General features: G+C 47.4%; 26 protein-coding genes. 18 read left to right on the top strand and 8 right to left on the bottom strand.

The features are described 5' to 3' along the window. Positions 1–15 precede the first annotated feature (15 nt). Together ACKPQ4_RS03450 and ACKPQ4_RS03445 are read right to left on the bottom strand one after the other, a co-directional pair. Complete coding sequence (locus ACKPQ4_RS03450) at positions 16–612, bottom strand: OmpA family protein (RefSeq protein ID WP_407679815.1); 597 nt, start codon at positions 610–612, stop codon at positions 16–18. Positions 613–615: 3 nt separating this feature from the next. Beyond that, complete coding sequence (locus tag ACKPQ4_RS03445; RefSeq protein ID WP_407679814.1) at positions 616–1,209, bottom strand: OmpA family protein; 594 nt, start codon at positions 1,207–1,209, stop codon at positions 616–618. Positions 1,210–1,316: 107 nt separating this feature from the next. On the opposite strand from ACKPQ4_RS03445, the gene ACKPQ4_RS03440 reads away from it, so the two are divergent. Further along, a complete protein-coding gene (locus tag ACKPQ4_RS03440; RefSeq protein ID WP_407679813.1) occupies positions 1,317–2,147 on the top strand; it encodes a sirohydrochlorin chelatase in 831 nt (276 codons plus the stop codon). On the opposite strand, the gene ACKPQ4_RS03435 is transcribed toward ACKPQ4_RS03440, so the two are convergent. Further along, positions 2,144–3,046 carry an EamA family transporter gene (locus ACKPQ4_RS03435; RefSeq protein WP_407679812.1) on the bottom strand — a complete coding sequence of 301 codons (903 nt, stop codon included), beginning with the start codon at positions 3,044–3,046 and terminating at the stop codon, positions 2,144–2,146. The genes ACKPQ4_RS03440 and ACKPQ4_RS03435 overlap by 4 nt on opposite strands. A 225-nt stretch (positions 3,047–3,271) precedes the next feature. On the opposite strand from ACKPQ4_RS03435, the gene ACKPQ4_RS03430 reads away from it, so the two are divergent. Continuing rightward, the gene (locus ACKPQ4_RS03430; protein ID WP_407679811.1) at positions 3,272–4,234 is read left to right on the top strand and encodes a c-type cytochrome domain-containing protein; all 963 of its coding nucleotides are present in this window, start codon (positions 3,272–3,274) and stop codon (positions 4,232–4,234) included. Positions 4,235–4,291: 57 nt separating this feature from the next. Beyond that, a complete protein-coding gene (locus ACKPQ4_RS03425) occupies positions 4,292–5,317 on the top strand; it encodes an MDR family NADPH-dependent oxidoreductase (RefSeq protein ID WP_407679810.1) in 1,026 nt (341 codons plus the stop codon). A 1-nt stretch (position 5,318) separates the two neighbouring features. On the opposite strand, the gene ACKPQ4_RS03420 is transcribed toward ACKPQ4_RS03425, so the two are convergent. Further along, a complete protein-coding gene (locus ACKPQ4_RS03420) occupies positions 5,319–6,197 on the bottom strand; it encodes a LysM peptidoglycan-binding domain-containing protein (RefSeq protein WP_407679809.1) in 879 nt (292 codons plus the stop codon). A 124-nt stretch (positions 6,198–6,321) separates the two neighbouring features. On the opposite strand from ACKPQ4_RS03420, the gene ACKPQ4_RS03415 reads away from it, so the two are divergent. The 14 genes from ACKPQ4_RS03415 to ACKPQ4_RS03350 all read left to right on the top strand — a co-directional run bounded on the left by ACKPQ4_RS03415 (position 6,322) and on the right by ACKPQ4_RS03350 (position 21,216). Then, the gene (locus ACKPQ4_RS03415; protein ID WP_407679808.1) at positions 6,322–6,744 is read left to right on the top strand and encodes a hypothetical protein; all 423 of its coding nucleotides are present in this window, start codon (positions 6,322–6,324) and stop codon (positions 6,742–6,744) included. 50 nt (positions 6,745–6,794) lie between these two features. Then, positions 6,795–7,889, top strand: coding sequence for an outer membrane beta-barrel protein (locus tag ACKPQ4_RS03410; RefSeq protein ID WP_407679807.1), 1,095 nt, complete (start codon positions 6,795–6,797; stop codon positions 7,887–7,889). 3 nt (positions 7,890–7,892) lie between these two features. Then, positions 7,893–8,567, top strand: coding sequence for a lysophospholipid acyltransferase family protein (locus tag ACKPQ4_RS03405; RefSeq protein WP_407679806.1), 675 nt, complete (start codon positions 7,893–7,895; stop codon positions 8,565–8,567). Then, complete coding sequence (locus ACKPQ4_RS03400; protein WP_407679805.1) at positions 8,560–9,303, top strand: ABC transporter ATP-binding protein; 744 nt, start codon at positions 8,560–8,562, stop codon at positions 9,301–9,303. Before ACKPQ4_RS03405 ends, ACKPQ4_RS03400 begins: the two co-directional genes overlap by 8 nt. Then, positions 9,300–10,097, top strand: a complete 798-nt coding sequence (locus ACKPQ4_RS03395; protein ID WP_407679804.1) for an ABC transporter permease — start codon at positions 9,300–9,302, stop codon at positions 10,095–10,097. Before ACKPQ4_RS03400 ends, ACKPQ4_RS03395 begins: the two co-directional genes overlap by 4 nt. An 86-nt stretch (positions 10,098–10,183) precedes the next feature. Further along, positions 10,184–11,266 (top strand): mannose-1-phosphate guanylyltransferase, encoded by a 1,083-nt coding sequence (locus tag ACKPQ4_RS03390; protein WP_407679803.1) that lies wholly within the window; start codon positions 10,184–10,186, stop codon positions 11,264–11,266. 16 nt (positions 11,267–11,282) lie between these two features. Then, on the top strand, positions 11,283–11,690 hold the full coding sequence (ruvX, locus tag ACKPQ4_RS03385) for a Holliday junction resolvase RuvX (protein WP_407679802.1): 408 nt from the start codon (positions 11,283–11,285) through the stop codon (positions 11,688–11,690). Further along, complete coding sequence (gene truA, locus ACKPQ4_RS03380; protein WP_407679801.1) at positions 11,687–12,472, top strand: tRNA pseudouridine(38-40) synthase TruA; 786 nt, start codon at positions 11,687–11,689, stop codon at positions 12,470–12,472. Before ruvX ends, truA begins: the two co-directional genes overlap by 4 nt. A 2-nt stretch (positions 12,473–12,474) precedes the next feature. Further along, entirely contained in the window at positions 12,475–13,209 is a 735-nt protein-coding gene (locus tag ACKPQ4_RS03375) for a double zinc ribbon domain-containing protein (protein WP_407679800.1), read from the top strand. A gap of 15 nt (positions 13,210–13,224) precedes the next feature. Beyond that, a complete protein-coding gene (accD, locus tag ACKPQ4_RS03370; RefSeq protein ID WP_407679799.1) occupies positions 13,225–14,181 on the top strand; it encodes an acetyl-CoA carboxylase, carboxyltransferase subunit beta in 957 nt (318 codons plus the stop codon). Between the two features lie 52 nt (positions 14,182–14,233). Then, positions 14,234–15,484 carry a bifunctional folylpolyglutamate synthase/dihydrofolate synthase gene (locus ACKPQ4_RS03365; RefSeq protein ID WP_407679798.1) on the top strand — a complete coding sequence of 417 codons (1,251 nt, stop codon included), beginning with the start codon at positions 14,234–14,236 and terminating at the stop codon, positions 15,482–15,484. 520 nt (positions 15,485–16,004) lie between these two features. Beyond that, positions 16,005–17,090 (top strand): ribonucleotide-diphosphate reductase subunit beta, encoded by a 1,086-nt coding sequence (locus tag ACKPQ4_RS03360; RefSeq protein ID WP_407679797.1) that lies wholly within the window; start codon positions 16,005–16,007, stop codon positions 17,088–17,090. Between the two features lie 67 nt (positions 17,091–17,157). Then, positions 17,158–20,424: a ribonucleoside-diphosphate reductase subunit alpha gene (locus tag ACKPQ4_RS03355; RefSeq protein ID WP_407679796.1), complete on the top strand. Its 3,267-nt coding sequence runs from the start codon at positions 17,158–17,160 to the stop codon at positions 20,422–20,424. 240 nt (positions 20,425–20,664) lie between these two features. Continuing rightward, positions 20,665–21,216 carry a gamma carbonic anhydrase family protein gene (locus tag ACKPQ4_RS03350; protein WP_407679795.1) on the top strand — a complete coding sequence of 184 codons (552 nt, stop codon included), beginning with the start codon at positions 20,665–20,667 and terminating at the stop codon, positions 21,214–21,216. A 7-nt stretch (positions 21,217–21,223) separates the two neighbouring features. Here ACKPQ4_RS03350 and ACKPQ4_RS03345 read toward each other — a convergent pair whose 3' ends face one another. Further along, positions 21,224–21,499, bottom strand: a complete 276-nt coding sequence (locus tag ACKPQ4_RS03345; RefSeq protein ID WP_407679794.1) for a hypothetical protein — start codon at positions 21,497–21,499, stop codon at positions 21,224–21,226. A gap of 131 nt (positions 21,500–21,630) precedes the next feature. On the opposite strand from ACKPQ4_RS03345, the gene ACKPQ4_RS03340 reads away from it, so the two are divergent. Continuing rightward, entirely contained in the window at positions 21,631–22,767 is a 1,137-nt protein-coding gene (locus tag ACKPQ4_RS03340; protein ID WP_407679793.1) for a diflavin oxidoreductase, read from the top strand. Between the two features lie 119 nt (positions 22,768–22,886). Here ACKPQ4_RS03340 and rsmG read toward each other — a convergent pair whose 3' ends face one another. The 3 genes from rsmG to queF are packed head-to-tail and all read right to left on the bottom strand — an operon-like array spanning position 22,887 to position 24,855. Next, positions 22,887–23,537 (bottom strand): 16S rRNA (guanine(527)-N(7))-methyltransferase RsmG, encoded by a 651-nt coding sequence (rsmG, locus tag ACKPQ4_RS03335; protein WP_407679792.1) that lies wholly within the window; start codon positions 23,535–23,537, stop codon positions 22,887–22,889. A gap of 50 nt (positions 23,538–23,587) precedes the next feature. Beyond that, positions 23,588–24,436, bottom strand: a complete 849-nt coding sequence (kdsA, locus tag ACKPQ4_RS03330) for a 3-deoxy-8-phosphooctulonate synthase (protein ID WP_407679791.1) — start codon at positions 24,434–24,436, stop codon at positions 23,588–23,590. Next, the gene (gene queF / locus ACKPQ4_RS03325) at positions 24,433–24,855 is read right to left on the bottom strand and encodes a preQ(1) synthase (RefSeq protein ID WP_407679790.1); all 423 of its coding nucleotides are present in this window, start codon (positions 24,853–24,855) and stop codon (positions 24,433–24,435) included. Before queF ends, kdsA begins: the two co-directional genes overlap by 4 nt. Between the last annotated feature and the right edge of the window lie 178 nt (positions 24,856–25,033).

Raw genomic sequence — 25,033 nt, 5'->3', positions numbered from 1 at the left:
TGCTTGAGATGCGGATTAGTTTCCTTTGTAGATTACAAATTCCGCCCGTCTGTCTAAGCGAGTTTGGTTTTCCAAAGCTTGTGGAATCGCAGCTTCATCCCCGATGGAAAGGGTATCAATCCGGCGAGGGTCGGCACCTAACTCAACAAGGTACTGCATAATCGTGTTTGCCCGTCGCTCGCCCAGTGATTTGTTGTATGCAGGAGTACCTTTCCAGTCGCAATACCCTTCGATGAGCAGACGAGCATCCCGGTTTTCCGCCAGAAATCCTGCCAATTCGATTACTTTTCCACGCTCTTCTGGAGAAAGGTTAAATTGATCGAAGTCAAAATAGACTGCTTCGAATGGACGAATGGAATTTCCCGGGTCGGAAAATAGTTCGTGTTCTGGATTACGAGGTTGGAGGAGGTCGGGAGTACCCAATAAACCCGCTACAGGTTGTCCTACCGGGGAAACGAGGTTTTGTTCAATTCCCCGATCCAAAATCATTCCGCTGAGATCACCCACAGGGGCTGATCTCGATAATTCACTTTTTGGAACCGCAGTGCGGGAGCAACCAGCAGACCAAGCAAGGAGCAAGGCCAGTCCGAAGAGGCCCGGGAAACGGAGCATTAATCAGGAACCGCTCAGCACCACAAAGTGGGCCTTGCGTTCCAAGGCGGATGTGGTGGAGTCTGCATCGGGAGTGGCAAGCTCATCTCCCATGGAGAGGATGTCAACCCGGTTGGTGTCTGCTCCGAGATCGACGAGGTATTGTTTGACACTTGAAGCCCGACGGTCTCCCAAAGATTTGTTGTAAGCGGGGGTACCTTTCCAGTCGCAGTATCCTTCAACAAGGATACGGGCGTCTGTATTGGCGTCGAGGTAAGCAGCCACATCCTGAAGTTTTGCCCGCTCTTCTGCTCCAACATTGTATTGGTCGAATCCAAAAAAGATCGGCTCAAAGGGACGCTCACCGTTGGCGAGGTTATCTCCCCAGAACGGGTCCTGAGGTGCCAGGCCATCGCCGGTTAAGCCAGTAATAGTAGCTCCGACCGGAGAGAGTAAATCCTCATCTTCTCCGCTAGTCCCGTCTCCATTTACAAAAGTTCCACGGGTTCCTCCTTTAAGCAACGCAGTGTCCTCTGGGGACAGGGCTTGCTTTTTGGAACAACCAATAAATCCAGCTGACAATAATGCCACGCACAATAACCACACATTTGATTTCATGTTTTTTATTTCCCGCTTTGAATGTTTGGGCTAAGACCCATCATCTTAACCACTTCTATATATTTCCTTGCACGCGCTCGGTTGTTCGTCAATGGGAAAAGGGTGGTATGATGGAATATTTTTTAATTGATAATGGATCGTTGCGACCGGGGTCTGTTTTACAAATGCGTAAAATCGCTCAAGAGTTGTCACAATCTTCTGGGCATCGGGTACGTCCCTTTGGACTTATGCATTCCCACAAAATTGATCCCAACCGCTTGGATGGTGAGCCGGGTGTATCGATGCAGGAATTTTTATCTTCTCCACAGGCAGATACAATTGATGAAATCCGAGCTTTACCCTTTTTTCTCGGCCCCAGTCTCGCCATCACCGATTGGTTGCCCGAAAATCTCCAACTTTGGAAAGATAAACAAGCGGAGACGCGTAAATTTCGCATTCTCAAACCATTGTATCAGCCGGGGGACGATCGCTTGGTTCGAGCAATTTCTGAACTCTGCCACCGAGCAGTCATACGGGCAGGATTTACTCTTCCGTATGTCGCTCTGGTCGATCACGGCACCCCGTTACCTGAAGTCAACCAGGTTCGAGAGAATGTGGGTAGCGAAATGGAAAAAATGATCAGCTCGGTGGTCTCTGGTTTTTCCACCTGCGCCATGGAAAGAAGGCCAGGCCCGCAGTACGATTTTAATGATCCCTTACTCGAGAATTTACTCTCCCGTTGGGTCGCCGATGGAGCCAGGGAAATCGTGGTTTCACAATTTTTTCTTCTTCCCGGGAGGCATGCCGGTCCCGATGGAGATCTTGCGGAAATCTGCCAACCGTTCGAAAAAAATGGGGTGCGGATCGAACGATCCGAAAATTTAGGGGACCATTCTTTGATTAAGGATATTCTGCTCGAGCGGATCCGCACAGATTTACAGAGTGACGAAAAACCTTAGGCGATTAAAAGAATACAGATTCCAAGTAGGATACAACCAGCAAGCCTTCTTGCTTTAACCCAGGGAGTGAGGGATCCCTCAGTTAACCCCAGCCTGCTTCCTAACCAGGCCACGAAAAGCAGGGTCCATAAACCCCGGCTTGAATAAACCACATTTACTTCGGTGGGCACACGGTAACAGGCAATGGCAGTGGACATAAGGACGGCCTGAACCGCGATTAAAAGACCACTCCGCCAGGCCCAGTTATCCCCCGGGTTACCACGGCTAAAAATAGGTTCCTCTTTCCAGGGTAGGAGGATGAGCGTAAGAAAACCAAGGGACCCAAAGATGCAAAAGAGCATACGCACGGGGTCCGTCTGGTGGCTAAAGTGAGGAACCATGGAGTCGAGCAAACTGAAGGCAGCGGCAGATGCCAGGGCGAGTAGAATTCCTTTGGCACTGGCCCGTCCACTGTTCTTGGCAGGCCAACCGATCAATCCAACTGCAACTGCGGTAAGACCCGCTGCAATCCAGGTGTCGGTGGATAGGGGTTGGTGTGAAAAGCCGAGGATGACAATAAAGAAGGCGACAAGGATCGACTTGATCCCCATGAGGGGAGAGACCATTGAGGCATCCCCTGCACGCAGGGCACGAAAAAGCAGTGCCTGAGCGAGAAGAAAGATCGCCCCGAGCCCGGACCCGGTGATCCATTCCTTAAGAGTTGGCCATCCTGGAGATAGGAAAAAGTGGGGAATAAAACAGACCGACAAAATAAGGTTGGAAAGAATTACGGTTCTTACCTGTCCACGTCCGAGTTCGAGTGCTTTTTTCCCGGCAATAGCCCCGCCCGCGTAGATCAATCCCGCAAGTAAGGCCATCAAGTAGGCGGTCCAGTTTTCATATCCGGAAGGATCGTTCATTCCAGTATTAATAGATGAAAATAGGTAGGCTCGGGAGCTGTATATGCGAAACGATCATGGTTTTAATGTACCTAGTGGGGTCCCTTAGTTTTAGCAATTGAGATTCGAAAAAGTGTGGGAAATATTTCCATTTAGTGCCATTAGTATATGAAATTTTTTTTAGTTTTTAATCTTATTTGCATGGTCATACTTTTATCTTTTTGTTGATCTATGTTTGTTAATTGAATGATGAATGCCCGGATTTGCCTGACCCTTTTTTTTTCCGTCGTTTCGACGTGGGCAGATAATACAACCGTCGATTTTGAAAAGGAGGTGTTTCCTTTGTTTGAAGAAAGGTGTATTGAGTGCCATCAGGCACCTCACGAAAAAAATGGCCGATTAATCAAACCGAAGGCAGGTTTGCGAATGGACGGGTTGGCCCATTTGATGTTCGGTTCAGATGATGGGCCGGTACTAGTTCCCAATCACCCGAGTAAGAGTCCGCTTTATAATCGGGTGAATTTGCCCTCGGGTGACGATGATCTAATGCCCCCGAAAGGAGATCCGCTGACTTTCGGTCAGAAAGATTTAATCCGACGCTGGATTGGGCAGGGAGCCGATTTTGGGAGTTGGCAGGGAGCCACCGATGGAATCGAGGATTTGATAAGGGAGGATGCGTTTGCTCCGGAAAAAGTTCCCGAATTTGTAACTTTCTATTTAAACCTGGGAAAAGGGCTAATGCCGGTGAATCAAAAGGTTTTAGAAAAGGCCAGAGAGCAAAGTGGTCTGCACATCCGTACCATCGGTCAGGATAGTCCTTTGTTGGAGGCCCGTTCAGTCACTCAGTTTAAAAAAGTGACCGATGAAAAAGTGGCGGCCTTGCTTCCCCTGGCTGATAACCTTGTACACCTGGACCTGCGCAACACTGCACTTACTTCCGCTGGTTGCGAAACTATTTCCAAGCTAACCAGGTTGGTTTATCTTAACCTGCGTGGATGCCCCATTGAGGATTCTGGCGTCCAGCAACTCACCACCTTACAAAATTTGCAAAGCTTGAACCTTGGACAAACACGCGTTACTTCACAAGGGCTGGTTGGGTTAGTTAAACTGCCTGCTCTTGACCGTTTAAACCTTTGGGAATCAAAGGCCGTCGCCCCTGAGCTTGTCCGTCTGATCAAGGTGCGTCCAGATTTGGAAATCATTAAGTAAATCTGTCTGCTTTTCGGTTCGCCCCGTCAGCCGTGCCTTGTTACTTCTAAAGGTCAGATGAAAAAGGAAATTCCATCAACCCAACGCGCCCTGCAATACCTTGAGCACGGAAAGCCCGAGGAGGTCTTGTCCTTAGTTGAAATCCCCGTGGCCAGCCCAGGGTCGGGCGAGGTGTTAATTGAAATGCAGGCCAGTCCAGTTCATCCCTCTGATTTTGGCTTAATTCAGGGGTCGTATGGCCGATTGAAGTCCCTCCCTGCTATTGCCGGTCGCGAAGGAGTGGGCACGGTGGTTGCAGTCGGGCAGGGGGTGGATGAAAAAGTAATCGGCCGGCCGGTCTCTCTTGCGGAAGAAGGGGGAGTTTGGCAGGAGTACCAACTGGCCAGGGCGGATGATTTAATTCTCTTTCCGGCCCTCGTTCCCTTTGAGCAATTAGCCGTCTCCCTGGTTAATCCCCTTACGGCCTGGCGTTTGTTGAATGATTTTGAATATTTAAACCCGGGCGATATCATTATTCAAAACGCGGGAAATTCTGCCGTTGGTCAGGCGGTGGTCCAATTTGCCCGTAAAATGGATTTGCGCTGCCTTAGCTTGGTGCGCAACCAAGCGAGTGTAGAGCCTTTAAAAGCACTTGGGTCAACAGAGGTATGGACCGATGATGATGAAGCTCCCAACCGGGTAAAGATTTTCACAGAGGGGAAGGGCTGCAAGTTGGCTCTCAATTCAGTGGGCGGGCAAAGTGCCCTGCGTCTGGCCAGGAGTCTGGGCTCGGGTGGAGTGCATGTCACCTTTGGGGCGATGGATGGATCAACCGTACGTTTTCCTACCCGCAATTTGATTTTTGATGATATTCGCATGGTTGGATTTTGGCTCGATCGTTGGCGCCGTAAACAAAGTCCGGCAGGTTTACGAAATGCCTGTGAGCAGGTTCTTCAACCCTTGGCTATGACCGATTTAAAACATTCAATTGATCAATGCTTTGATCTTGCGGACTTCAAACGTGCATTTGCCCGTAATGCTGAGCCCCGAATGGGCAAGGTGTTGCTCGTTCGGGATAAGGCATTCCTTGAATCCCTCGGTTAAATTAATCGTATAATCGCCGCCGCAATCCGGTAAGCGAAAAATATTTTCCCGGACACACGGTATGTTTGGGGTGAAAAAGGGTATGGGTGGTGACATCGTTTGCCTGAAGGTTGCAGCGCTTCATTAAATATTCGCACAAACCTTCAAGGGCAGACAATTGTTTGGATGTGGGCGGACGAATCTCGAAGTTTCCAATGAGGCAGATACCAATACTTGTTTGATTCCATGCCTGTTTTTTAACATGGCCCCCGTCGAGTTGTCCTTTCCATCGATTGCTCAAATAAATTTCTCCGTCCCGGGCTTTGCGTGAACCATTCGAGATTACGAAGTGGTAAGCTAATCCGTTCTTCATGCCACGGGCAAGGTGGACTTTGTGCATATTTACCGCATCATCAATTGGAGTTGCGGAGTGATGGACAATAATACGTTGCCATTTGCCTGAGGTTGGGCGGATGGAATTGAGTTTTGATAGGGTGGAGGAGTCGAGTAATTTAGCAGGTGCTTGCCTCCTTGAGCCAGACAGAGGGATGGTGATTTTCTGTCCCACGCGGATGAGGTCGGGACGGCTAATTCGATTAATCAGAGCGAGGTCGCCAGAGGATACCCCAAAGCGTTTGGCAATTAATCCAAGGCTTTCCCCCTTACGTACAACATAAGTGACTTCTTTAACCTGGCCGGTGGGAACTTTTAACTTTTTGCCAACATAGAGGAGGTTGGGATTCGAAATTCCATTGTATGCCTGGAGGGTGGATACAGAAACTCCATAGCGCTTGGCAATCCCTCCAAGGGTCTCATTTTTTTGCACCACATGAATCGAGTTTGCCAACAGACAAATTAAAGATATCCAAAAATACCCACAGCAAAAAATTACTTTCCTCATCGTACCACCGTCCTATAGAGTCGAAATTCTTTTGGGTATGGCAACCCTGAATTCTATAGATGTCAATGATTGTAGTCGTTCGACTTTGCCCTATTCCCTAGAATGAGATAAATGGGTAAACATTATGAAACTTAAAACCAAGGCATGGCTGGTTTCTCAGGGACTATTAATCACTACAGCAGTAGTGATTCAGTTAACCTTTTATCGTGAGATCAAACTCGGCCCGTTGCTTGGGATGGCCAAGAGACCGTATTGGGAAATAATTACCGATCGGCCACCTGAGATTCCAGAATTTATCCGAGAAAAGCAATTGCCTCCTAAATTGTGGGACGCCCGACTCCCCTTGTCTCTTGATGAGATCCGGGCAGCTAACTTGGCTGGACATCGAAGGGGACACCGGAGGGAAGAGGGATTACGAACCGCCTTTTATGGAGCCTGGTTGGTTAACGGTCTTTACTTTGGCGTTTTTCACCTCCTATGCTGGCGTATTTCAGCCCAGGTTAGACCTCGGGGCATTCAACCAAGCTCACCTAAACCAAATCATTAGTATTGCTTAGAAAAGTATCCGGCTTTAAATAAAAAATTACTTTATCTAATGTGAAGAAATCATTGTTATTTGTCCTCTTATTCCTTCATTGGGCCTACTCGACCGGGTTTGCTCAATCTTCTAATGGCTTGGGTGCGAGAAAAGTGCAGGACTATTTCCAGGATGTGGAGAGCAAGAGTTATTACCAGCAAGAGCGCATTCGTTCGATGAAGGGAGAAATGAACGAATATTCCGAACGGTTACACAGCCTGCAGGATAAATTTCAACAAATTTTTTACGGAAGATCCACAGATGAACTTCATCAATCTCCATTCGGTGAAAAAGAAAAAATCTCCTACCCTAAAAGAAAGTACCGCGAGCCCATGCCCGAAGTGGAATCGATTGTTCCTTCCACAAAACCCGCTTCAAGCTTTCAAAGTCGTTCAAACCAACTCGCCTTTCGTGTTGATGAGCCTCAACCTCAATCTCCAACTGCTGAGGTGAATGAGCAAACCAGTTTGCCTGAATTTCCGAATTCCTCATTTAAGGTCGAACCTACTAAATATTCCGAGGAACCCGTTCGGGATCAACCAGTTTCCTATGAACCGGAGACAGGCTCCGATTCCGGAGGTTATTTTATTCTCCGTCCTGGAGTTATTTTTCCATACGAAAAGAAGACAACCCATCAAAATTCAAATACCATCAAACACCGTGAATACGATGTGGGCTTGGCAGTTTCTTTATCTGGTGGATACAGGTGGAACGGATGGAAGCTGGGAGGAGGAATGTTATATCGTCAAAATAAGCACGATTCTGAAAGCTTTGAAACAAATGGCGGAAATGATGAGCCTTTTGCAGATGGAAGTAAGTCGATGTCGATAGCCGGGTTTATTGAGGGCGGTTACACCCATTCTTTTACCCACTTATTTGGTATTTATGGAACCATTGGTTTGGGGTATGGGGTGTCGGTAATTGAGGATTTTGCTCCCGCACTGTCAGCCGGAGCAGACCGTACGCGCTTGGATCCCTTCTTCCTTGCCACTTTAGGCCTTGGAGCAACATGGACGCCGATTGACAACTTCGCACTTAGTTTAGGCTACCGTTACCTTTATGAGGACGAAGTGCCGGCACACGCCATTGAAGTGGGAATCGAGGGAAGATTCTAACGAATGAACCCACCCCAGGGAGGGGAAAACGAAGCACCCCACCATCAATCCTTCGGTCTTAAAACTCTTCTTTCTCCACTTGGTATTCTCTACCGGTTGTGGACTATGTCGATTCGGTTTCAATACCATGATGAGGACGGTCGGGAGGAATTTCAAAAAATTACCGAATCTGTGACCGTCATCCTTTGGCATAATCGGTTGTTTCTTGCGGGCGAGTGGCACCAGCGTTTCCGGAAAGGTAAGAGACTTTATGGATTAATCAGTGGGAGTCGGGATGGTGCCTGGTTGGAAACTTTTTATAAATGGGCGGCAATCCGGGCAATTCGTGGATCTCGGAATCGTCGTGGGGCTCAAGCCACGCGGGATCTCATTCGTAAGGTCAAAGATGGTCATGATGCGGGCATCACTCCGGATGGATCGCGAGGACCAAAATATGAAGCAAAATCGGGAGGTCTACTTGTTGCCCGGGCAAGTCGTTCCCCAGTTGCTCTGGTTTCCTTCTCTTATGGTCGAGCAATTCGGCTGAAGTCCTGGGACGAATTTGTCATCCCCCTTCCTTTTTCCCGCGTACGCCTGCGCACTCGAATCTTGCCCAATGAGGAATTATTCAAAGACAGGGACTTGGACCAAGCGACCAAGCGGGTACAGGAATGTTTAATGGAAATGACCGATGATTAAGCCTGATTCTTTGCTGGAAGTAGATCGCTTGTCCAAGCGTTTCCGCTCGAAATGGGCAGTCAATGAGCTTTCTTTTTCCCTCTCCCCCGGATCGATTATGGGCTTGCTTGGTGGAAACGGAGCGGGCAAGACGACCACTTTGTCTATGCTCCTGGGTTTGCTTGAACCTACCTCTGGTTCCATCCGTTTGTTTGGTCATGATTTCGTCAAAAATAGGCATACGGTTTTGCACCGGATGAACTTTTGTTCCCCCTATGTTGATCTTCCCCAAAGGTTAACTGTTCGGGAGAACCTCCGGGTTTTTGCCCGTCTATATGGCGTAGATAATTCTTCTGCTCGAATTGAGGAATTAACTGCAGATTTTCGCCTACTTGAATTAATGGACCAACCGATTCGCCGGCTTTCTTCTGGACAAAAGACCCGGGTTTCTCTGGCCAAGGCATTGATCAATCAACCTGAGTTCTTACTCTTGGATGAACCCACTGCCAGTCTATCTCCCGATGTTTCTCAATGGATTCGGCAGAGATTGAGGGATTATCGGGATCAAACCGGTGCGAGCATTCTTTTTGCCAGTCACGATATGCGCGAAGTCGAATTGCTTTGTGATGAAGTAGTCATGATGAGTCATGGCCGTTTAATCGAACAGGGGAGTCCCCAAGACCTGCAGGACCGCCACCAACGGGGCTCTTTGGAAGAGGTCTTTCTTGCTCTCAATGAACAAGGGGGTGGGGCATGAACTCTTCAACCATTGGTCGAATTTCTGCACTCTTACTGCGTTACTTTTTTCTACTCCGATCCTCCTGGCCACGGCTTTTGGAAATTGCATACTGGCCAACTGTACAGATGATTATCTGGGGCTTCACCTCGGTTCATTTTTCCAATTCCAGTCCGGAGTTGACTGCGGGAGGAATTCTTATTTCTGCGGTATTGGTCTGGGACTCGCTCTTTCGTTCCCACATTAGTTACACTCTTTCATTCCTTGAAGAAATGTGGTCCCGGAACTTGGCCAATTTATTTGTCAGTCCCCTGCGACCCTGGGAACTTATTCTTTCTCTCGCCACTGTAAGTATGATTCGTACGCTGATTGGGATGGTGCCTGCCGCTCTGCTGGCTATTCCCTTTTTTGGAGTCTCAGTCTTTGAACTTGGTCTTCCCTTGCTCGGATTCTTTCTCAATCTTGTTTTTACCGGATGGGCGATTTCACAGGCGGTCACCGGTATCTTACTACGCTACGGATTGGGTGCAGAAAGCCTAACTTGGATGCTTCCTTTTCTTCTCGCCCCTTTTTCCTGTATTTATTACCCCCTCGAAACTCTTCCTGGTTGGATGCAGACCATTGCCCAATACCTCTCGACCACCTATGTGTTTGAGGGTATGCGGGCCTTGATTTTGCACGACGAATGGAAACCCGACCTTCTTTGGAAAGCTTTTTTCTTAAATGGAATTTATTTTATTCTTGGATTGGGTGTATTTTGCCTCGCTTTTCGCTCAGCAAGGAATCGTGGATTACTTCTGCAATCGGGCGAGTGATCGGATCAATTTTTCTTCGTTGTCATCTGAAAGAGGTAGGAATTTACTCGCCTTCCCACCATCCAGTCGCATGGGTAGATTGAAGAATGAAAAAACGATATGTTGTTATTATGGCCGGTGGCCGGGGTGAAAGATTTTGGCCACAAAGCCGTTTAAGAAAGCCTAAACATTTATTACCCATCGTGGGAGATTCTCCGATGCTTGCCCAGACGGTTGATCGTTTGAGCGGGCTGGTCCCGCCAGAACAGGTATTTGTTATTACCAACGCTGAGCAACGGGATGCGGTGCTTGAAAGCTGTCCAGGGCTCCTCCCTGAACGGGTTATTGGAGAACCCCAAGGGCGGGATACCGCTGCTGCGGTCGGGTTGGCCGCATTGCTTGTCGAGAGTTCTGACCCGGGAGCTGCCTTTGCCCTCCTGCCCGCGGATCATGTGATTGCTGATGGCGATGGATTTCGCAAAGTCTTAGCCGGTGCTTTTGAGGCAGCGGAGAGTCAGGACTTTTTGGTGACCATCGGGATAAGTCCCGATTTCCCTTCCACCGGATACGGATATTTAAAACAGGGAGGAAATCTCGAAACTGCAAGTGACCGTCCGGTTCATCAGGTCGAGCGATTTGTGGAAAAACCTAACCTGGAGAAGGCGGAGCAATACCTCAAGGATGGCGGGTATTTTTGGAATGCGGGCATGTTTGTCTGGCGACCTCAGGTCATTCTCTCAGCCATCTCCAAGCATGCACCAGAACTTAGTGCTGGGTTGGAAGATTTATCTGCTAGCTGGAGGGATTCTGGATCGATCGGACAAGCAATGGATAAGGTCTATCCAACGCTTAAGAAAATCTCCATTGATTTTGCAGTCATGGAGAAAGCCGAAGGAGTAGTCATGTTGGAATCCGCTTTTGATTGGGATGATGTCGGAGAGTGGCCCGCCATTGCCCGGCACTATCCAGCCGATGAACAGGGTAATGTTTTTAAAGGTGCTGGTGTAGCCTTGGACGCAAGCGGAAACCTCAGTTATGCTGAACCCGGACATACCATCTCTTTGCTCGGGGTAAAAGATTTGATCGTGGTACAGTCAGGAGATGCTACCCTAGTTTGTCACAAAGATTGTGCTCAGGAGGTCAAGGCAATGGCCCAAGAGGTTTGCCGGCAAAAACCCGACCTCGCCTAAGCTATCATAGCACGGTATGCCCAACTACCTGGGGATTGATTACGGAACCAAACGAATTGGACTCGCCTGGGCAGATGATTTATTAATCCCTTTACCAGCCAGGGCTGTGCCAGGGGTTGAATTCAAGGGTTGCTGGGAGGAATTATCCAAGGAGGTGGAGCTTCGTTCGATCACTGAATTGGTGGTGGGTTACCCGGTGCATATGGACGGAACTGTGGGCAAACGAGCCCAGGAGGTCGACCGCTTTATTAAGGAGTTAGAAAAACATTTTGGCTTGCCGGTGCATCGTACTGACGAGCGGTTGACCAGCGCTGCTGCCCGCGAAACTATAGGCGGGAAATATTTGGCCAAAGGTGCGGATAAGAGCGGGAGGGTGGATTGTGCCGCTGCCTGTTTAATCTTGAACGATTTTTTAAATAAGTGAAAGAAGCGATCAAGCCAACTCGCTGGCGGTGTTTATGTGCCTATGATGGTACCGAGTTTAATGGCTGGCAAAAGCAGCCAAACCGCAAGGCCGTACAGGACAAAATTGATGAGGCATTGGCAGAAATCTTTGGCTGCACAATTCGTACGATTGGCGCGGGGCGGACCGATGCTGGAGTCCATGCTGCCGGACAGGTCTTTCATTTTGATGCATCCTGGAAACATCCCGAAGATTCACTCCTTCAGGCCTTGCGGGTTCGCCTGCCAGTGGGAATAAGTCCACGGATGGTAACGGCAGTTCCCGATCGTTTTCATGCCCACATCTCTGCCCAGGGAAAACGCTATCGTTACCGGATATGTCCAGGATGGGCCATGCCAGAAAAGGACCGATTTGTCCATTCGATGAAGGGGCGAACTTTACAGCTCGACCGGATGAAAGAAGCCGCAAGCTTCTTCTTGGGCACTCATGACTTTGCTGCCTTTGCTGCCAACCGTGGTCACGGAGAAAAGGAACCCACTGTGAGGAAATTGTGGCGCTCGGAATGGCGGGTGCAAGGGGGGGAATTACACTTTATAACGGAGGCCAAGGGATACCTTTATAAAATGGTACGCAGTATGACGGGGGCAATGATCGATGTTGGGCTGGGCAGAATGGAACCCTCCGAGATCTCGGAGATTTTACTGAGTTCAAAGCGGACCGGCCGGGTTGTCAGTGCACCTGCCAGAGGATTAAGTATGGAAAAAGTCTTTTATCGGTTGCCCAAGTTGGCCAGAAGCAAGTAGTTGTGGATATCGATTGGATTGGCTGGAAGCGTGCCTTGATCGATTTATTTTTCCCCGGCGATTGTCCGATTTGTAAACGAGCCGCTTACCTGGACGATGTTTCCTTTGCCTGTCTTTCCTGCCTTGATGAGGTCGCCTGGATCCGGGGTGCCCGCTGTAAATTTTGTGGAGTGGGTATGGATGGGATGGAATATGCCGGTCTGACCTGTAAAAACTGCCGTGAACGAACACCACTTTTTCAGGGTGGTCGTTCCCTGTTTCATCTCAACCCGGCTGGTCGATCCATAATTCATGAAATCAAATATCAGGGGAACAAACGCGTACTTGAGGATATTTCTTTTTTTCTGGAACGGGCTCCGGGTTTTTTGGATTTTATCACCGGAACGGTTCTTATTCCCGTACCTTTACACCGTAAAAAATTAAATAAGCGCACCTACAACCAAAGCCTTTGGATCGCTAAAGCTCTTGCCAAGGAAGCAGGGATAAGCACGGTTGTCTATGATTGCCTTATTCGAACCCGCCACACGCCCAGTCAAACCAAGCTCGATCGCGAACAGCGACAAAAGAACATGAAAAATGCCTTTGCCCTCAAGCAAGGAACTTGTTTGGATGGTTTCCATAGAGCGGTTCTCGTGGACGATGTCTACACCACCGGGGCCACGCTCGATGCTTGCGCACAAGCGCTCATCGATAGTGGGTTCGGACAGGTGGAGGTAGCGACACTAGGACATGGATAACCCAAACTTCCGAATATGTCTTTTTTCAGCAAGCCCAAGTATTCCAAGGTAAACATTAAATCCCGAGAAGGGGTGGCCAAAGGATTGTGGACCAAGTGTCCAGTTTCCGGCGAGATGGTTTACGCAAAAGAACTCCAGAAAAACCTCATGGTTGTTCCGAGTAGTGGATATCATTTCCCTCTGCCAGCCCCGGAGCGTATTCAATCGTTACTCGATTCGGGAACCTTTAAAGAGTTCGATGCCAAGATGCGATCAGGAGATCCCCTCAATTTTAAGGGCTTGGCGTCCTACCAGGATAAACTCGAACAAAACCGGGAAAAGACCAAACTTGAAGACGCAGTTATTGCGGGCATGGGGAAAATGGACGGACGAATGGTCAGCTTGGCTGTGATGGATTTTCGTTTTCTTGGAGGCAGTATGGGATCTGTGGTAGGGGAAAAGATTACCCGTGCAATCGAGCGTGGCCTCGATAATAAGGCACCAGTGATTGTGGTCTCGGCATCCGGTGGAGCCCGTATGTATGAGGGCATACTCAGTTTAATGCAAATGGCCAAGACTAGTGCCGCACTTGCCAAACTTGCCAAGGCTCGCATTCCTTTCTTTTCTGTTCTGACTAACCCAACTATGGCAGGAGTGATGGCCAGCTACGCATCCTTGGGCGATGTAATTATTGCCGAACCCGAGGCTTTGATTGGGTTTGCTGGTCGCCGGGTAATTAAGGAGACCACGCGTGCAGATCTTCCCGAAGGCTTTCAGACATCTGAGTTTTTATTGGAGCATGGATTAATTGATCAAATTGTAACCCGCCACGATCTGCGGGATCGTTTGATCAACCTGATGGGCTATTTAGCAGGGCCAATAAATGCTAAGGCTCCCAAATCCACCCCCCCCAGGAAAAGAACTGCTCCCAAAAAGAAAGTGGCCGCAGTCAAAAAGCCTCCAGCCAAAAGAAAACCTGCCCGTAAAGCTTGATTCCCCCCTTTTTCAGGGTGGAGTATCAGCACCGATAATTCCTGACTGTTCTATGAATCAAACCCTGGAGTTTTTGTACTCCTTGCGTAACCAAGGTTCGAAGTTTGGAATCGAACGGATGCAGGAGTTTTGCAAGAAATTGCAAAATCCCCAGTTTTCTTTTCCTTCAATTCACTTGGCAGGTACCAATGGGAAGGGTTCTGTCTGCACCATGCTCGATTCCATTTACCGTGCTCATGGGTATAAGGTGGGATTGTTCACCTCCCCACATCTTATCGAGCTAGGAGAACGCATAAGGGTAAACGGCAAACTTTTATCTTTTCGTCAAATTGAGGAATGGACCGATCAATTGATGCCCATTTTTAAAACGATGAAAGAAAAAGACCCCGAAATGCGTCCGACTTTTTTTGAATTAATGACTGCGATTGCTTTTCTCGAATTCAAAAAACAAAAAGTTGATCTCGCCATTATTGAGACTGGACTCGGTGGGCGGCTCGATTCTACAAATGTGCTCGACCCTCTAATTTCTGTGATTACCACCGTGGGGTATGACCATTGCGAAATGCTTGGAGATAAACTTGAACAAATTGCTTCCGAAAAAGCGGGTATCATTAAAACCGGTAAACCCGTGGTTGTCGGGTGGCTCAAGCAGGCGGCCCGCGAAGTGGTTATCGAAAGAGCAGCTAAGCTAAATTCTCCAATCCATTTACTCGACGAGGAAACAGGAGGCAGGCTTCCCCAAACTAACTTGGCAGGATCATTCCAGCGCCGAAATGCCGCCCTTGCTCAAAAAACGGTGCAATTGCTCAGCTCTACCTTTCCGGTGGATCAACCTATTATTGAAAAGGCGCTGCAAAATGTAACATTCCCAGGGCGGTGGCAAAAGATATCGAAGGCCCCGACTCTTATTGTCGATGCCTGCCATAATGGCGAAGGTGCAGATGCCAGTCTTGAACTTTGGGAGCGTTTGCCAAGTCATGCTGAGGTTTGGTTTGCTGCCTGTGGGGAGGAACGGGCTGAGGATGTACTATCTCCTTTACTCCAATATGTTCAAAAAGTCACTCTCTTTGAGATTGACCAACCCCGGGCATGTACCCATCAGGTTTTGCAAAAAAAGATTAAAAATTTTCCCGGTATGGTAAAACTTGCCCAAGAGAAAGATATTCCCCAATTGCACCAACAACTCAGTCCAAATTCTTTTGTACTAATTACTGGGTCGATTTATTTGATCGCATCCATTCTTTCCTTTCATCAGCACGCTCAAAAATCAAAGAGTAGTCAAAGCTGGCAAGATCTTTGGTGAACTTTCTCAATTTTTCCGCCCTTGGGTAAAGCATTCGGTTTTTATTTTGATTAGCGAAGGGTCGCTCATCTTGGGAAAGAATTAAATTAACCACGAAAAAGGTACAAAATATGTGCTCCTGGTGACAGAAATTTGCTTTTGATCAAATTGTGAACAAATTCTTAATCCATGGCGAATAAGTTTGTACAACTTGGGCTTGGAAAGTTTCTCGTTTTTGTCTTTATTTCTCTTTTTCTAAGGGAGTTGCAAGAAAGAGTTGCTATCCTGATAAAACAAGATGAAACTTATTAACAACACTAGATACAGGGGGTATTTTGGAACTTAAACACTACATACAGGGGGCAGAGATCAAAAAAAAATCAACAAAGCTAATTTTTTTCTTTTCTTTTTCCCGGGCTATCCTCACTATCGGGAAAGTCGTCGAAGAGTCTCTTTTTCCAAGCCCCGGAAAAGCAATTCAGTTTCTCAGTCGGTGGTATCAGCATGAATTTTAACAGGTAAAGAAGGGGAAATATACATTATGGAAAAAAAATACGAAATTGGCGGAAAAACCTTCGTTTTAAACGAAGAAAAAGCGGTACAGGCATTTCAGGAAAAAATGGTGATTAACGGGCGTGACACCATGACTTTCAATTTGTTACCACTCAAATACCAGTGGGCTTACGATCTCTATCGCAAGATGAAGTCCAACCACTGGGAACCGGAAGATATTCCAATGCAAAAAGACCTTGAGCAATGGAAAAATCCCGCTGAGTTATCGGATGGTGAAAGGTGGATCATCATGATGGGAATTGGTTACTTCTCTGCAGCTGAAGGCATTGTGGGTGACAACATCCAGCATGTTGTTCGCGAACTGGTTACTGCTCCCGAACTCAAGCTCGTATTAGGCCGCCATGCTCAGGAAGAAAATATTCATGCGGACAGCCTGCTCTACATGATTAGTTCATTGGGCATCAACCCGCACGAGTGTGAGGCGATGTTTGAACAAATCGAAACCATTCGTCAGAAGAACGAGTTTGTTACCCGCATTTCTAAAAATATGCGTCGTGATCTCGACCTTACTATCACAGAGAACAAGCAGGAGTTCGCCAAAAATATCTTCATGTTTGGGCAGTGTATGGAAGGAACCCAATTTTACGGATTGTTTGGTATGGTCTTAAGCCTTGCACGCCAGAATAAATTTCCAGGTATCGGGCAGATGTTCCGTTACACCCTTCGTGACGAGTCCAACCATATTGAATTGTTCCGTAACCTTTTCCGTGTGCTTATCGATGAAAACCCGGATATTTGGACGCCTGAATTCCGCGAGGAATTAGTCGAGGTGATGAAAGAGGCTGTGGTTCTGGAAAAAGAATTTATCCGGGATTGTTTGCCTGTTAATTCCGTGGGATTAAGTGCCGATGAATTTTGTACCTACATTGATTACATTGCAGACCGTCGACTCAATGGAGTAGGGCTTGAAGTCCTCCACCCTGGCTTGGAAAACCCGTTTCCTTGGCTCGCCGAAATGATGGACGTCAAAAAGGAACAAAATTTCTTTGAAGGCCGGGTAACCGAGTACCAAAAGTCTTCAGCTCTTTCTGAGGTTGCAGACGACGAGTTGTAAGAGTGCCTACTTAACGACTAGTAGGTAAAAAATAAAATATTAATTCTATAGGATGGAAATTTGACTGATGCGTAATACGATATTTGAGGAAGATCGATTGTTGACCAAAGCGGCGGAAACGCCTCGTGAAAATAAACCCCGGTTTGACTGGGCGGAGGACCTGGGGGGAAATCGTTTTGAAATTCCGAAAGTACGAATTACGGATGGCGCGGGTGATCGTGATTTCCACATCGCCGAGGTGGCCGAGGTTATTGGGGAGGCGTTGACCGACCTGATGATCTCAAGGGAAGAAAAGGAAATATACACCCAACAGAACCGGGAGCTCGTGGTGGAGTCTTCCCGGCTCGTCGCCAGTCGCTTAATCGAGCGGTTGGGGCAAGAGGAGGAAGGCGGTGCCCCCCGCCTCTCCTTCGACGACTTGCACAAACTGATCGAAAAAGCATTGGTGGAAAACGATGCTTACGATGTTGCTAAGAGCTTGGTCTTTTCCAGGTCGAATCATGGTGGATCCAGCGGACATATTCCTGCGGCCGGACGAGTCGACAGTTCTCTCATTCGTTTAATTCGTAGGAGTGGACAGGTTGTTCCTTGGAATTCGTCTAAAATTGAAGTGGCTATTCGTAAGGCTTTTCTTTCCTTACGTTTGGATTCTGAGCCTGCAGTTAAGGTGTCCGACTCGGTAACCCGCCGGGCGGTGGAAACCGGTCAGGCATTTATCAATATCGAAGATGTTCAGGATTTTGCACAAGAGGAATTGATGAAGCATGGCTTCTTCAAGGTTGCTGAGTCTTACATCCTTTACCGTGCACGCCGCCGAGTCGAACGTGACACTAACGAAGACCAGCATGAAGTCCGTCAGGACTCCATGATTGTGGTCAAGAAAAAGGATGGAACCACCTTCTTTTGGGATGGGTTGGATCTTAAGAAAAGAATTTCATTTGCTACAATTGGTTTAGATTTATGTCTTTCTGTTGAGCAGATTGAAGAAAGTCTTCGCCGATCAGTCTTTTCCGAAATAACTGAAGAGGATTTGCGCAAGACTATTGTACTCAACGCCAAGACCTTAATTGAACGGGATGCCGATTTTGCTAAGTTTGCTGCCCGTATACTTCTTACGTATCTATATGAAGAAGTACTCGGATGGGATGTTTCCCAAAACAGTATCGAAGAGATTCGTACCTTTCATGCCAAGGAATTCAAAAAATATTTAAAAAGGGGTGTGGAGATTAACCGGTTGGATAAAAAACTTCTCAAAATTGACATCGATAAACTTTGCCAGGCTATTGATCCCTCGGCCGATCTCGATTTTGATTATCTTGGTATCCAAACACTTTACGACCGTTATCTCGTGGTTGATAAAACCGGAGAAACTGCACGACGTATGGAAACCCCACAGTTTTTTTGGATGCGTGTGGCTATGGGGATTTTTGCCCACGAAGAACAACCTGAAGAACAAATTGTTGCCCTTTATAATTTGTACAAGAGTCGTCGCTTTTGTTCATCGACTCCTACTCTTTTCAATTCGGGCACGCCTCATTCCCAACTTTCTTCCTGCTACCTTTACAAAGTTGATGATACCATTGAATCAATTATGTACCGCGGGATTGCAGAAAATGCATTTCTGTCCAAGTGGGCTGGTGGCCTTGGGGGAAGTTGGACATCTGTTCGAGGTACTGGAAGTCATATTGCTGGGACCAATGGGGAAAGCCAGGGAGTTATTCCATTCCTTAAAATGCACAATGATCAACTTTGTGCTGTCAATCAAGGTGGGAAACGTAAGGGTTCCGGATGTGCTTACCTTGAAACCTGGCACTGTGATATCCTTGAGTTTTTAGAACTGCGCAAAAATACCGGTGACGACCGTCGGCGTACTCACGACATGAACACTGCAAATTGGATTCCCGATTTGTTCATGAAGCGTATGGAATCCCGTGGGAACTGGACTCTTTTCCGAAGCAACGAAGTTCCCGACCTACACGATCTTTACGGCAAAGCTTTCGAGGACAAATATGCTGAGTACGAAGCGTTGGCTGAAAAGGGTGAGATTTGGGGTCATTCAATTCCGGCCATTGATTTGTGGAAGTCCATGCTCAAGCTTCTTTTTGAAACCGGACATCCTTGGATTACTTTTAAAGACACCTGCAATATTCGAAGCCCCCAAGACCATGTCGGGGTGATTCACAGTTCCAACCTTTGTACTGAAATCACTCTCAACACTGGAGCCGATGAGACTGCTGTATGCAACCTCGGATCTGTGGTGCTTGATTCTCACCTTACTCCTGAGGGTGACCTCGATCATGAAAAATTGCGCGATACGATACGCATCGCCATCCGGGCATTGGACAATGTTATTGATGTAAACTTTTATCCAACCGAAGCAGCCAAGACCTCCAATAGTCGGCACCGTCCGATCGGCCTGGGTGTAATGGGTTTGCAAAACTCTCTTTTCGTTAAGGACGTATCTTTTACATCGGAAGAAGCGGTCGAATTTAATGACGAGTTCATGGAAGCCATTTGTTATTACGCTTACGAGGCATCCAGCGACTTGGCTAACGAGCGTGGTACTTATTCCTCCTATCGTGGATCCAAGTGGGATCGGGGTATTCTTCCACAGGACACAGTTCAATTACTGGAAGACGAGCGGGGACAAGACATTGATGTTCCTAAGTCTTCAAAAATGGATTGGTCAGTGGTACGTCAAAAAATTGCCAAGCACGGAATGCGTAACAGTAATGTGATCGCAATTGCTCCCACCGCGACAATTTCCAACATCATGGGTTCGTCCCCGTGTATCGAGCCGACCTACAAAAACATTTTCGTCAAGAGTAACCTCTCTGGAGACTTTATGGTGCTTAATCGTTTTCTCGTAAACGACCTGAAAAAAGAAGGTTTGTGGAACCGGGAAATGTCAGACCAGTTAAAATATTTTGATGGCGAACTTGGTCCGATTGATGGGGTGCCTGAACATATTAAGAAGAAATACCTTACTGCTTTTGATGTATCCTTTGAGTATGTACTTTCGGCAGCAGCACGGCGTCAAAAATGGATAGACCAGGCACAATCAGTCAACCTGTTCCTGGGTACTCCTGATCTTAAAAGTCTTTCACACATGTACCGGGCAGCCTGGAGAAAGGGGTTAAAAACCACTTACTATTTACGAACTCTTGGTGCTTCTAATATCGAAAAAGCAACCGTGGACCTTAAGAAAGCAAAGCCTTTAGCAGATGCACCTGCAGATGAGCCTTCGGCGAAAAAAGAGTTTACCGATGCCGAAAAGAAGGCTTGCAGTATCGAAGCCATGCTCAACGGCGAAGAGTGCGAATCTTGCCAATAAAGTAGTTTTTTTCCATCTTTCTTAGGCAGTTCTTACTGTTTTAATGGAGTGTTGTACCTGTTGATCTCTTCACTGTTTTGAGTAGTGAATCCTATCTGTTCAGCCTAGTGAAACTAAGTTGATTTAAGGTTTAAATTCTAATCTTATTTGAGAAAAAGACTTCATGTTGTGTGAATGACTTTACGACTGTAAAAGTTTGAAATCTTTACTGATTACAATATCCAAAATTGAAAAAGAAAAATGGAAACCATAGATCGTTTGAATAAACACATGGGGGAAGAACCTCTCTACGGACCCGATGTCTTTGTTGCTCCAACCGCCGTGGTTATTGGCGATGTGCAAATGGATGAAGGGTCAAGCCTATGGTACGGGGGAGTTTTGCGAGGCGATATTAATTCCATCAAGGTCGGTAAATTTTCCAACTTGCAGGACGGTGTGATTGGACACCTTGCGGATGATCATTCTTTGACTGTTGGAAAATATGTCACGGTTGGACACGGAGCAGTCATTCATGCCTGTCAGATCGCGGATGAATGCCTGATTGGAATGAACTCCACTATTTTAGACGGTGCACGGATTGGTAACCAATCAATTGTTGCCGCGGGCAGTCTGGTGCCAGCAGGCATGAAAGTTCCTGCAGGTAGCCTGGTTGCTGGGGTGCCAGCCAAGATCAAACGAAAATTATCTGAGGAGGAACGTCAAAAGCTAAAGGGTTGGGCGGAAAAATACCTCGTAGTTGCCAAAGCTCATCGAGAAAAGTTGTCTGCGAGGAAACCTGGTCCACCTGCCTGATTTCCACTCATATATTCTCGGCACTTTCCATTCCGTAACGAAGATAAAAGTCTTCCAGTGTGGATGAGAAGTCGGGTAGGGGAAGCGTAGCGGATACCGCCTCGGCACAGCACGAAACATAGGAAAGAATGGCCATTTCATCTGCCCGTTTTTTATCTTTTTGCAATAAGCGAACTAAGAGCTGCCTGGCGTTTTCCCAATCCTCTGCCTCATAGGCATGATTAATCATACATTCGTACCAAGCATCACGCTCGTTTGGTGGGAGTTTGGAAATTAAAATCATCTGATCCTTAAAGGATGAATATAGCCTGTAGGGTAGTAAATGAAAAATCCTTATTTTTTTTTTCATTTCTCTTGGATTGTCCGCTCAGTTTTGTCAGAAAGAGTAAACCAATAATTTGCCACCCATTTACCATGTCTCATTCTGCTGACTCATCATCTCCCACTAAGGATAATCCCTACCAGTCTAAATTGCTGGTTAATCGATTGTTAACCGCAGGTTCTGATAAAGAGACCCGCCATTTCGAACTCTCTCTTGAAGGGAGTTCATTGAGTTATGAACCGGGAGATTCACTGGGTGTCATCCCGCAAAATAGTCCACAGGTGGTGGATGATCTTTTAAAGGCCGTTGGACTGACAGGGGAGGAAGCGGTTCAAGTAGGGGAGGCTAGCTTAACTTTACGGGATTCGCTGACTTTCCGTCTTGCGTGTACCACGCTGAGTAAAATTCAAATCAAGAAATTCAATGAGTTTGCCAAGTCTGACAAACTTACCGATTTGCTTCTGCCTGCCAACCGCGATGCTTTTGCAGATTATCTTTGGGGGCGTGAATTAATTGATTTATTTATCGAATTCCCCCAGCAAGGCATGAGTGCCGATAATTTTGTTGGATTATTACGTCCGATGCCTCCACGCTTATACTCCATCGCGTCGAGCATCAAGGCACACGAGGAACAGGTTCATTTGACTGTAGCGGTTGTACGTTACGATACTCACGGACGTAAGCGCGAGGGTGTTTGTTCGTCCTATCTCGCAGATCGTGTGGGCGCGAGTATACCTTCCTACTTCCATCCCAATAAAAACTTCAAACTTCCTCAGGATGGAAATGTTCCCATCATCATGGTTGGTCCTGGGACTGGAATTGCACCCTTTCGTGCCTTTATCGAGGAGCGACGGGCGGTTGGCTCGACTGGTAAAAATTGGCTATTTTTTGGAGATCGTTCATCCAAGACTGATTACCTCTATGGAGAAGAGTGGCAAAAGTATCGCTCGGACGGTTTACTTACTGAACTTGACCTTGCCTGGTCGCGTGATCAGGCGGAGAAGGAATATGTCCAACACAAGATGTTGACCAAGGGGAGGGAGTTGTTCGCCTGGTTACAGGAAGGGGCCAATTTTTATGTCTGCGGTGATGCATCGCGTATGGCCAAAGATGTCGATCTTGCTCTGCGTCAAATCGCCGCGACCGAGGGGGGCATGTCAGAGGAGGATGCCGCCAAGTGGGTAAAGTCTCTCCAAAAAGAAAAGCGCTACCTTAAAGATGTTTACTAAACAGCCTCTGGGGATGCTCTCTAGCTCTTAGGAATTCGGGGGCCTGGAGCACGTTTCATTATTTGCCGGCTTGCCCCTTTTTTGAAGATTGCTAGGCAGGAATTCTTATTGGTTAAGAATTATAATTTAAAGTGAATCAGGTATTTTTCTCCGAGTTCGGCCTCTGGTAATAACTCGTCGAGGCTCCAAATTTTGGCGGGGGTAAGTTTGGAGGCTTTTAACTCCTCTGTATAATCTCCTCCCTTGAGGTAGAGGATGCCATTAGCTGGAGAATGGCGTGAACCTTTGGCTACCTTATCCCGTACCCACTGAAAAAATACCGGCAGCGATGTGACCGCCCGTCCCAATACAAAGTCATAAGTTTTTTTCCTGGGTAATTCCTCCACCCGACCTCGACGGACCTCCGTGTTAGAAAGTTCCAGGCGTTTGACCATATCTTCGACTACCATGACTTTTTTTCCGATCGAATCCATTAGGGTAAACTTTGCCTGTGGGTAGCAAATGGCCATAGGGATGCCAGGCAACCCTCCACCGGTGCCCACATCGAGCAGGCGGGCTTTGGGCATTAGGCGGAGGAACTTGGTTAGGGTCAGGCAGTGGGCGAGGTGCTTGGTTTCCAAACGATCCATATCTTTACGGGATACCAAGTTAATCTTAGCATTCCATTCCCTGAGTAACTCGGTGTACTGCTTGAGCTTTTCCCAGGTTTCATCTGAGAGATCAGGAAACCATTCTTTTAAAATCATCCATGAATTTGCGGACTTATTCATTATTCGATTTTGGGAATTTTGTTGGGCGGATAAGCGGGGAGGCAATCATTCTAGTCCACACAAATTTTGGGCAAGCCTTTGACCAAGTCGTCGATCGCCTTTGCCTGGGCGAGAAAATCTTCAAGTTTATCTAGGGGCAGGGCACAGGGACCGTCACACTTCGCCTGAGTTGGATCGGGGTGGGATTCCAAAAATAATCCACTTATTCCCTGGCTCATTCCCGCGAGCATCAATTCAAAAACCGCCTGCCTGCGCCCCCCTGCAGAATCACTACGGCCACCAGGAATCTGTAATGAGTGGGTAACATCGAACACCACCGGACATCCCGTCCGTTTCATAATTCCAAAGTTTAAAGGATCGACCACTAAATTATTATATCCAAACGAACTCCCGCGTTCACAGAGGAGTACCTGTTCATTTCCGGCCTCGGCAAATTTTTGGATAATATGACCCATCTCATGGGCGGCAAGGAACTGGGCTTTTTTTACATTAATGGGCTTGCCAGTGTTTGCGAGGGCCACCACCAAGTCGGTCTGTCGGCAAAGAAACGCGGGTAATTGGAGAACATCAATTACTTCTGCAGCTGGTTTGGCCTGGTGGGGTTCGTGAATGTCAGAGATTACCGGCACACCGTAGGTCTGTTTAATCTCGGCAAGGATTTCGCATCCCTTTTCTAATCCAGGTCCACGAAAGGAAGATATAGATGACCGGTTGGCCTTGTCAAAGGAGGCTTTAAACACATAAGGAATGCCTAGTTTATTGGTTATTTCCTTGTAGGCGGCAGCCACCTCCATGGCAAACTCACGCGATTCCAATACATTGATTCCACCAAAGAGGGTAAAAGGAAGGTGGTTGGAGATTTGCAGACCCCCCACAGGAATCGATTTTTGAACATTCATGAAAAGGCAATATCAGGAGGCGTTCCATGTTCGGCAGTTACTACAATTCCAATTCCTCCACGGGCATTAAAATCCACTTCTACCCGGCACCACTTTGGATTAAGTGCATCCACCAGGTCGGTGAGCAATAGGTTGGCAAAATGTTCGTGGAATACACCTTCGTCCCGATAGGTCCAGAGGTAGAGCTTGAGTGATTTGGATTCGACAATCTTTTCTCCGGGAGCGTAACGGATTAAAATCTCGGCAAAGTCTGGTTGTCCGGTTTTCGGACAAAGGCAGCTAAATTCGCTGGTTCTTAACTCGACAAGGTAGTCGCGTTCCGGGTTGCGATTCGGGAAAGTTTCAAGGCTTCGCTTTGGGTGCGTACCTCCTTCTCCCAGCTTGGTAAGGTTGGCATGTTCTGGATTTTCTGAATTCATAAAAGGATGGATATAATCTCAACAACCCATGGAGGGAGCAAGGTAAAGTCAGGAATTATTTTCTGCCAAGGCTGTCCAGTCGATCGAAGACTTTGTCTGCTTGCAGGCTTGTGCAAGTTCATCGAGGAATAAATTCCTGCTTACCTCTCTTGCTCCAAGGCTGTGAAGGAAAGGGTTG

The organism is Candidatus Chordibacter forsetii, from assembly GCF_964187505.1.
Taxonomy (GTDB): domain Bacteria; phylum Verrucomicrobiota; class Verrucomicrobiia; order Opitutales; family Seribacteraceae; genus Chordibacter; species Chordibacter forsetii.
The sequence above is the reverse complement of the archived record's forward strand: the minus strand, read 5'-3'. Positions and strand labels throughout refer to the sequence as shown.

Coding starts and splice junctions, on each gene's coding strand:
- ACKPQ4_RS03450 (WP_407679815.1), bottom strand. CDS start 612: ATGCTCCGTTTCCCGGGCCTCTTCGGACTGGCCTTGCTCCTTGCTTGG.
- ACKPQ4_RS03445 (WP_407679814.1), bottom strand. CDS start 1,209: ATGAAATCAAATGTGTGGTTATTGTGCGTGGCATTATTGTCAGCTGGA.
- ACKPQ4_RS03440 (WP_407679813.1), top strand. CDS start 1,317: ATGATGGAATATTTTTTAATTGATAATGGATCGTTGCGACCGGGGTCT.
- ACKPQ4_RS03435 (WP_407679812.1), bottom strand. CDS start 3,046: ATGAACGATCCTTCCGGATATGAAAACTGGACCGCCTACTTGATGGCC.
- ACKPQ4_RS03430 (WP_407679811.1), top strand. CDS start 3,272: ATGATGAATGCCCGGATTTGCCTGACCCTTTTTTTTTCCGTCGTTTCG.
- ACKPQ4_RS03425 (WP_407679810.1), top strand. CDS start 4,292: ATGAAAAAGGAAATTCCATCAACCCAACGCGCCCTGCAATACCTTGAG.
- ACKPQ4_RS03420 (WP_407679809.1), bottom strand. CDS start 6,197: ATGAGGAAAGTAATTTTTTGCTGTGGGTATTTTTGGATATCTTTAATT.
- ACKPQ4_RS03415 (WP_407679808.1), top strand. CDS start 6,322: ATGAAACTTAAAACCAAGGCATGGCTGGTTTCTCAGGGACTATTAATC.
- ACKPQ4_RS03405 (WP_407679806.1), top strand. CDS start 7,893: ATGAACCCACCCCAGGGAGGGGAAAACGAAGCACCCCACCATCAATCC.
- ACKPQ4_RS03400 (WP_407679805.1), top strand. CDS start 8,560: ATGATTAAGCCTGATTCTTTGCTGGAAGTAGATCGCTTGTCCAAGCGT.
- ACKPQ4_RS03395 (WP_407679804.1), top strand. CDS start 9,300: ATGAACTCTTCAACCATTGGTCGAATTTCTGCACTCTTACTGCGTTAC.
- ACKPQ4_RS03390 (WP_407679803.1), top strand. CDS start 10,184: ATGAAAAAACGATATGTTGTTATTATGGCCGGTGGCCGGGGTGAAAGA.
- ruvX (WP_407679802.1), top strand. CDS start 11,283: ATGCCCAACTACCTGGGGATTGATTACGGAACCAAACGAATTGGACTC.
- accD (WP_407679799.1), top strand. CDS start 13,225: ATGTCTTTTTTCAGCAAGCCCAAGTATTCCAAGGTAAACATTAAATCC.
- ACKPQ4_RS03365 (WP_407679798.1), top strand. CDS start 14,234: ATGAATCAAACCCTGGAGTTTTTGTACTCCTTGCGTAACCAAGGTTCG.
- ACKPQ4_RS03360 (WP_407679797.1), top strand. CDS start 16,005: ATGGAAAAAAAATACGAAATTGGCGGAAAAACCTTCGTTTTAAACGAA.
- ACKPQ4_RS03355 (WP_407679796.1), top strand. CDS start 17,158: ATGCGTAATACGATATTTGAGGAAGATCGATTGTTGACCAAAGCGGCG.
- ACKPQ4_RS03350 (WP_407679795.1), top strand. CDS start 20,665: ATGGAAACCATAGATCGTTTGAATAAACACATGGGGGAAGAACCTCTC.
- ACKPQ4_RS03345 (WP_407679794.1), bottom strand. CDS start 21,499: ATGATTTTAATTTCCAAACTCCCACCAAACGAGCGTGATGCTTGGTAC.
- ACKPQ4_RS03340 (WP_407679793.1), top strand. CDS start 21,631: ATGTCTCATTCTGCTGACTCATCATCTCCCACTAAGGATAATCCCTAC.
- rsmG (WP_407679792.1), bottom strand. CDS start 23,537: ATGAATAAGTCCGCAAATTCATGGATGATTTTAAAAGAATGGTTTCCT.
- kdsA (WP_407679791.1), bottom strand. CDS start 24,436: ATGAATGTTCAAAAATCGATTCCTGTGGGGGGTCTGCAAATCTCCAAC.
- queF (WP_407679790.1), bottom strand. CDS start 24,855: ATGAATTCAGAAAATCCAGAACATGCCAACCTTACCAAGCTGGGAGAA.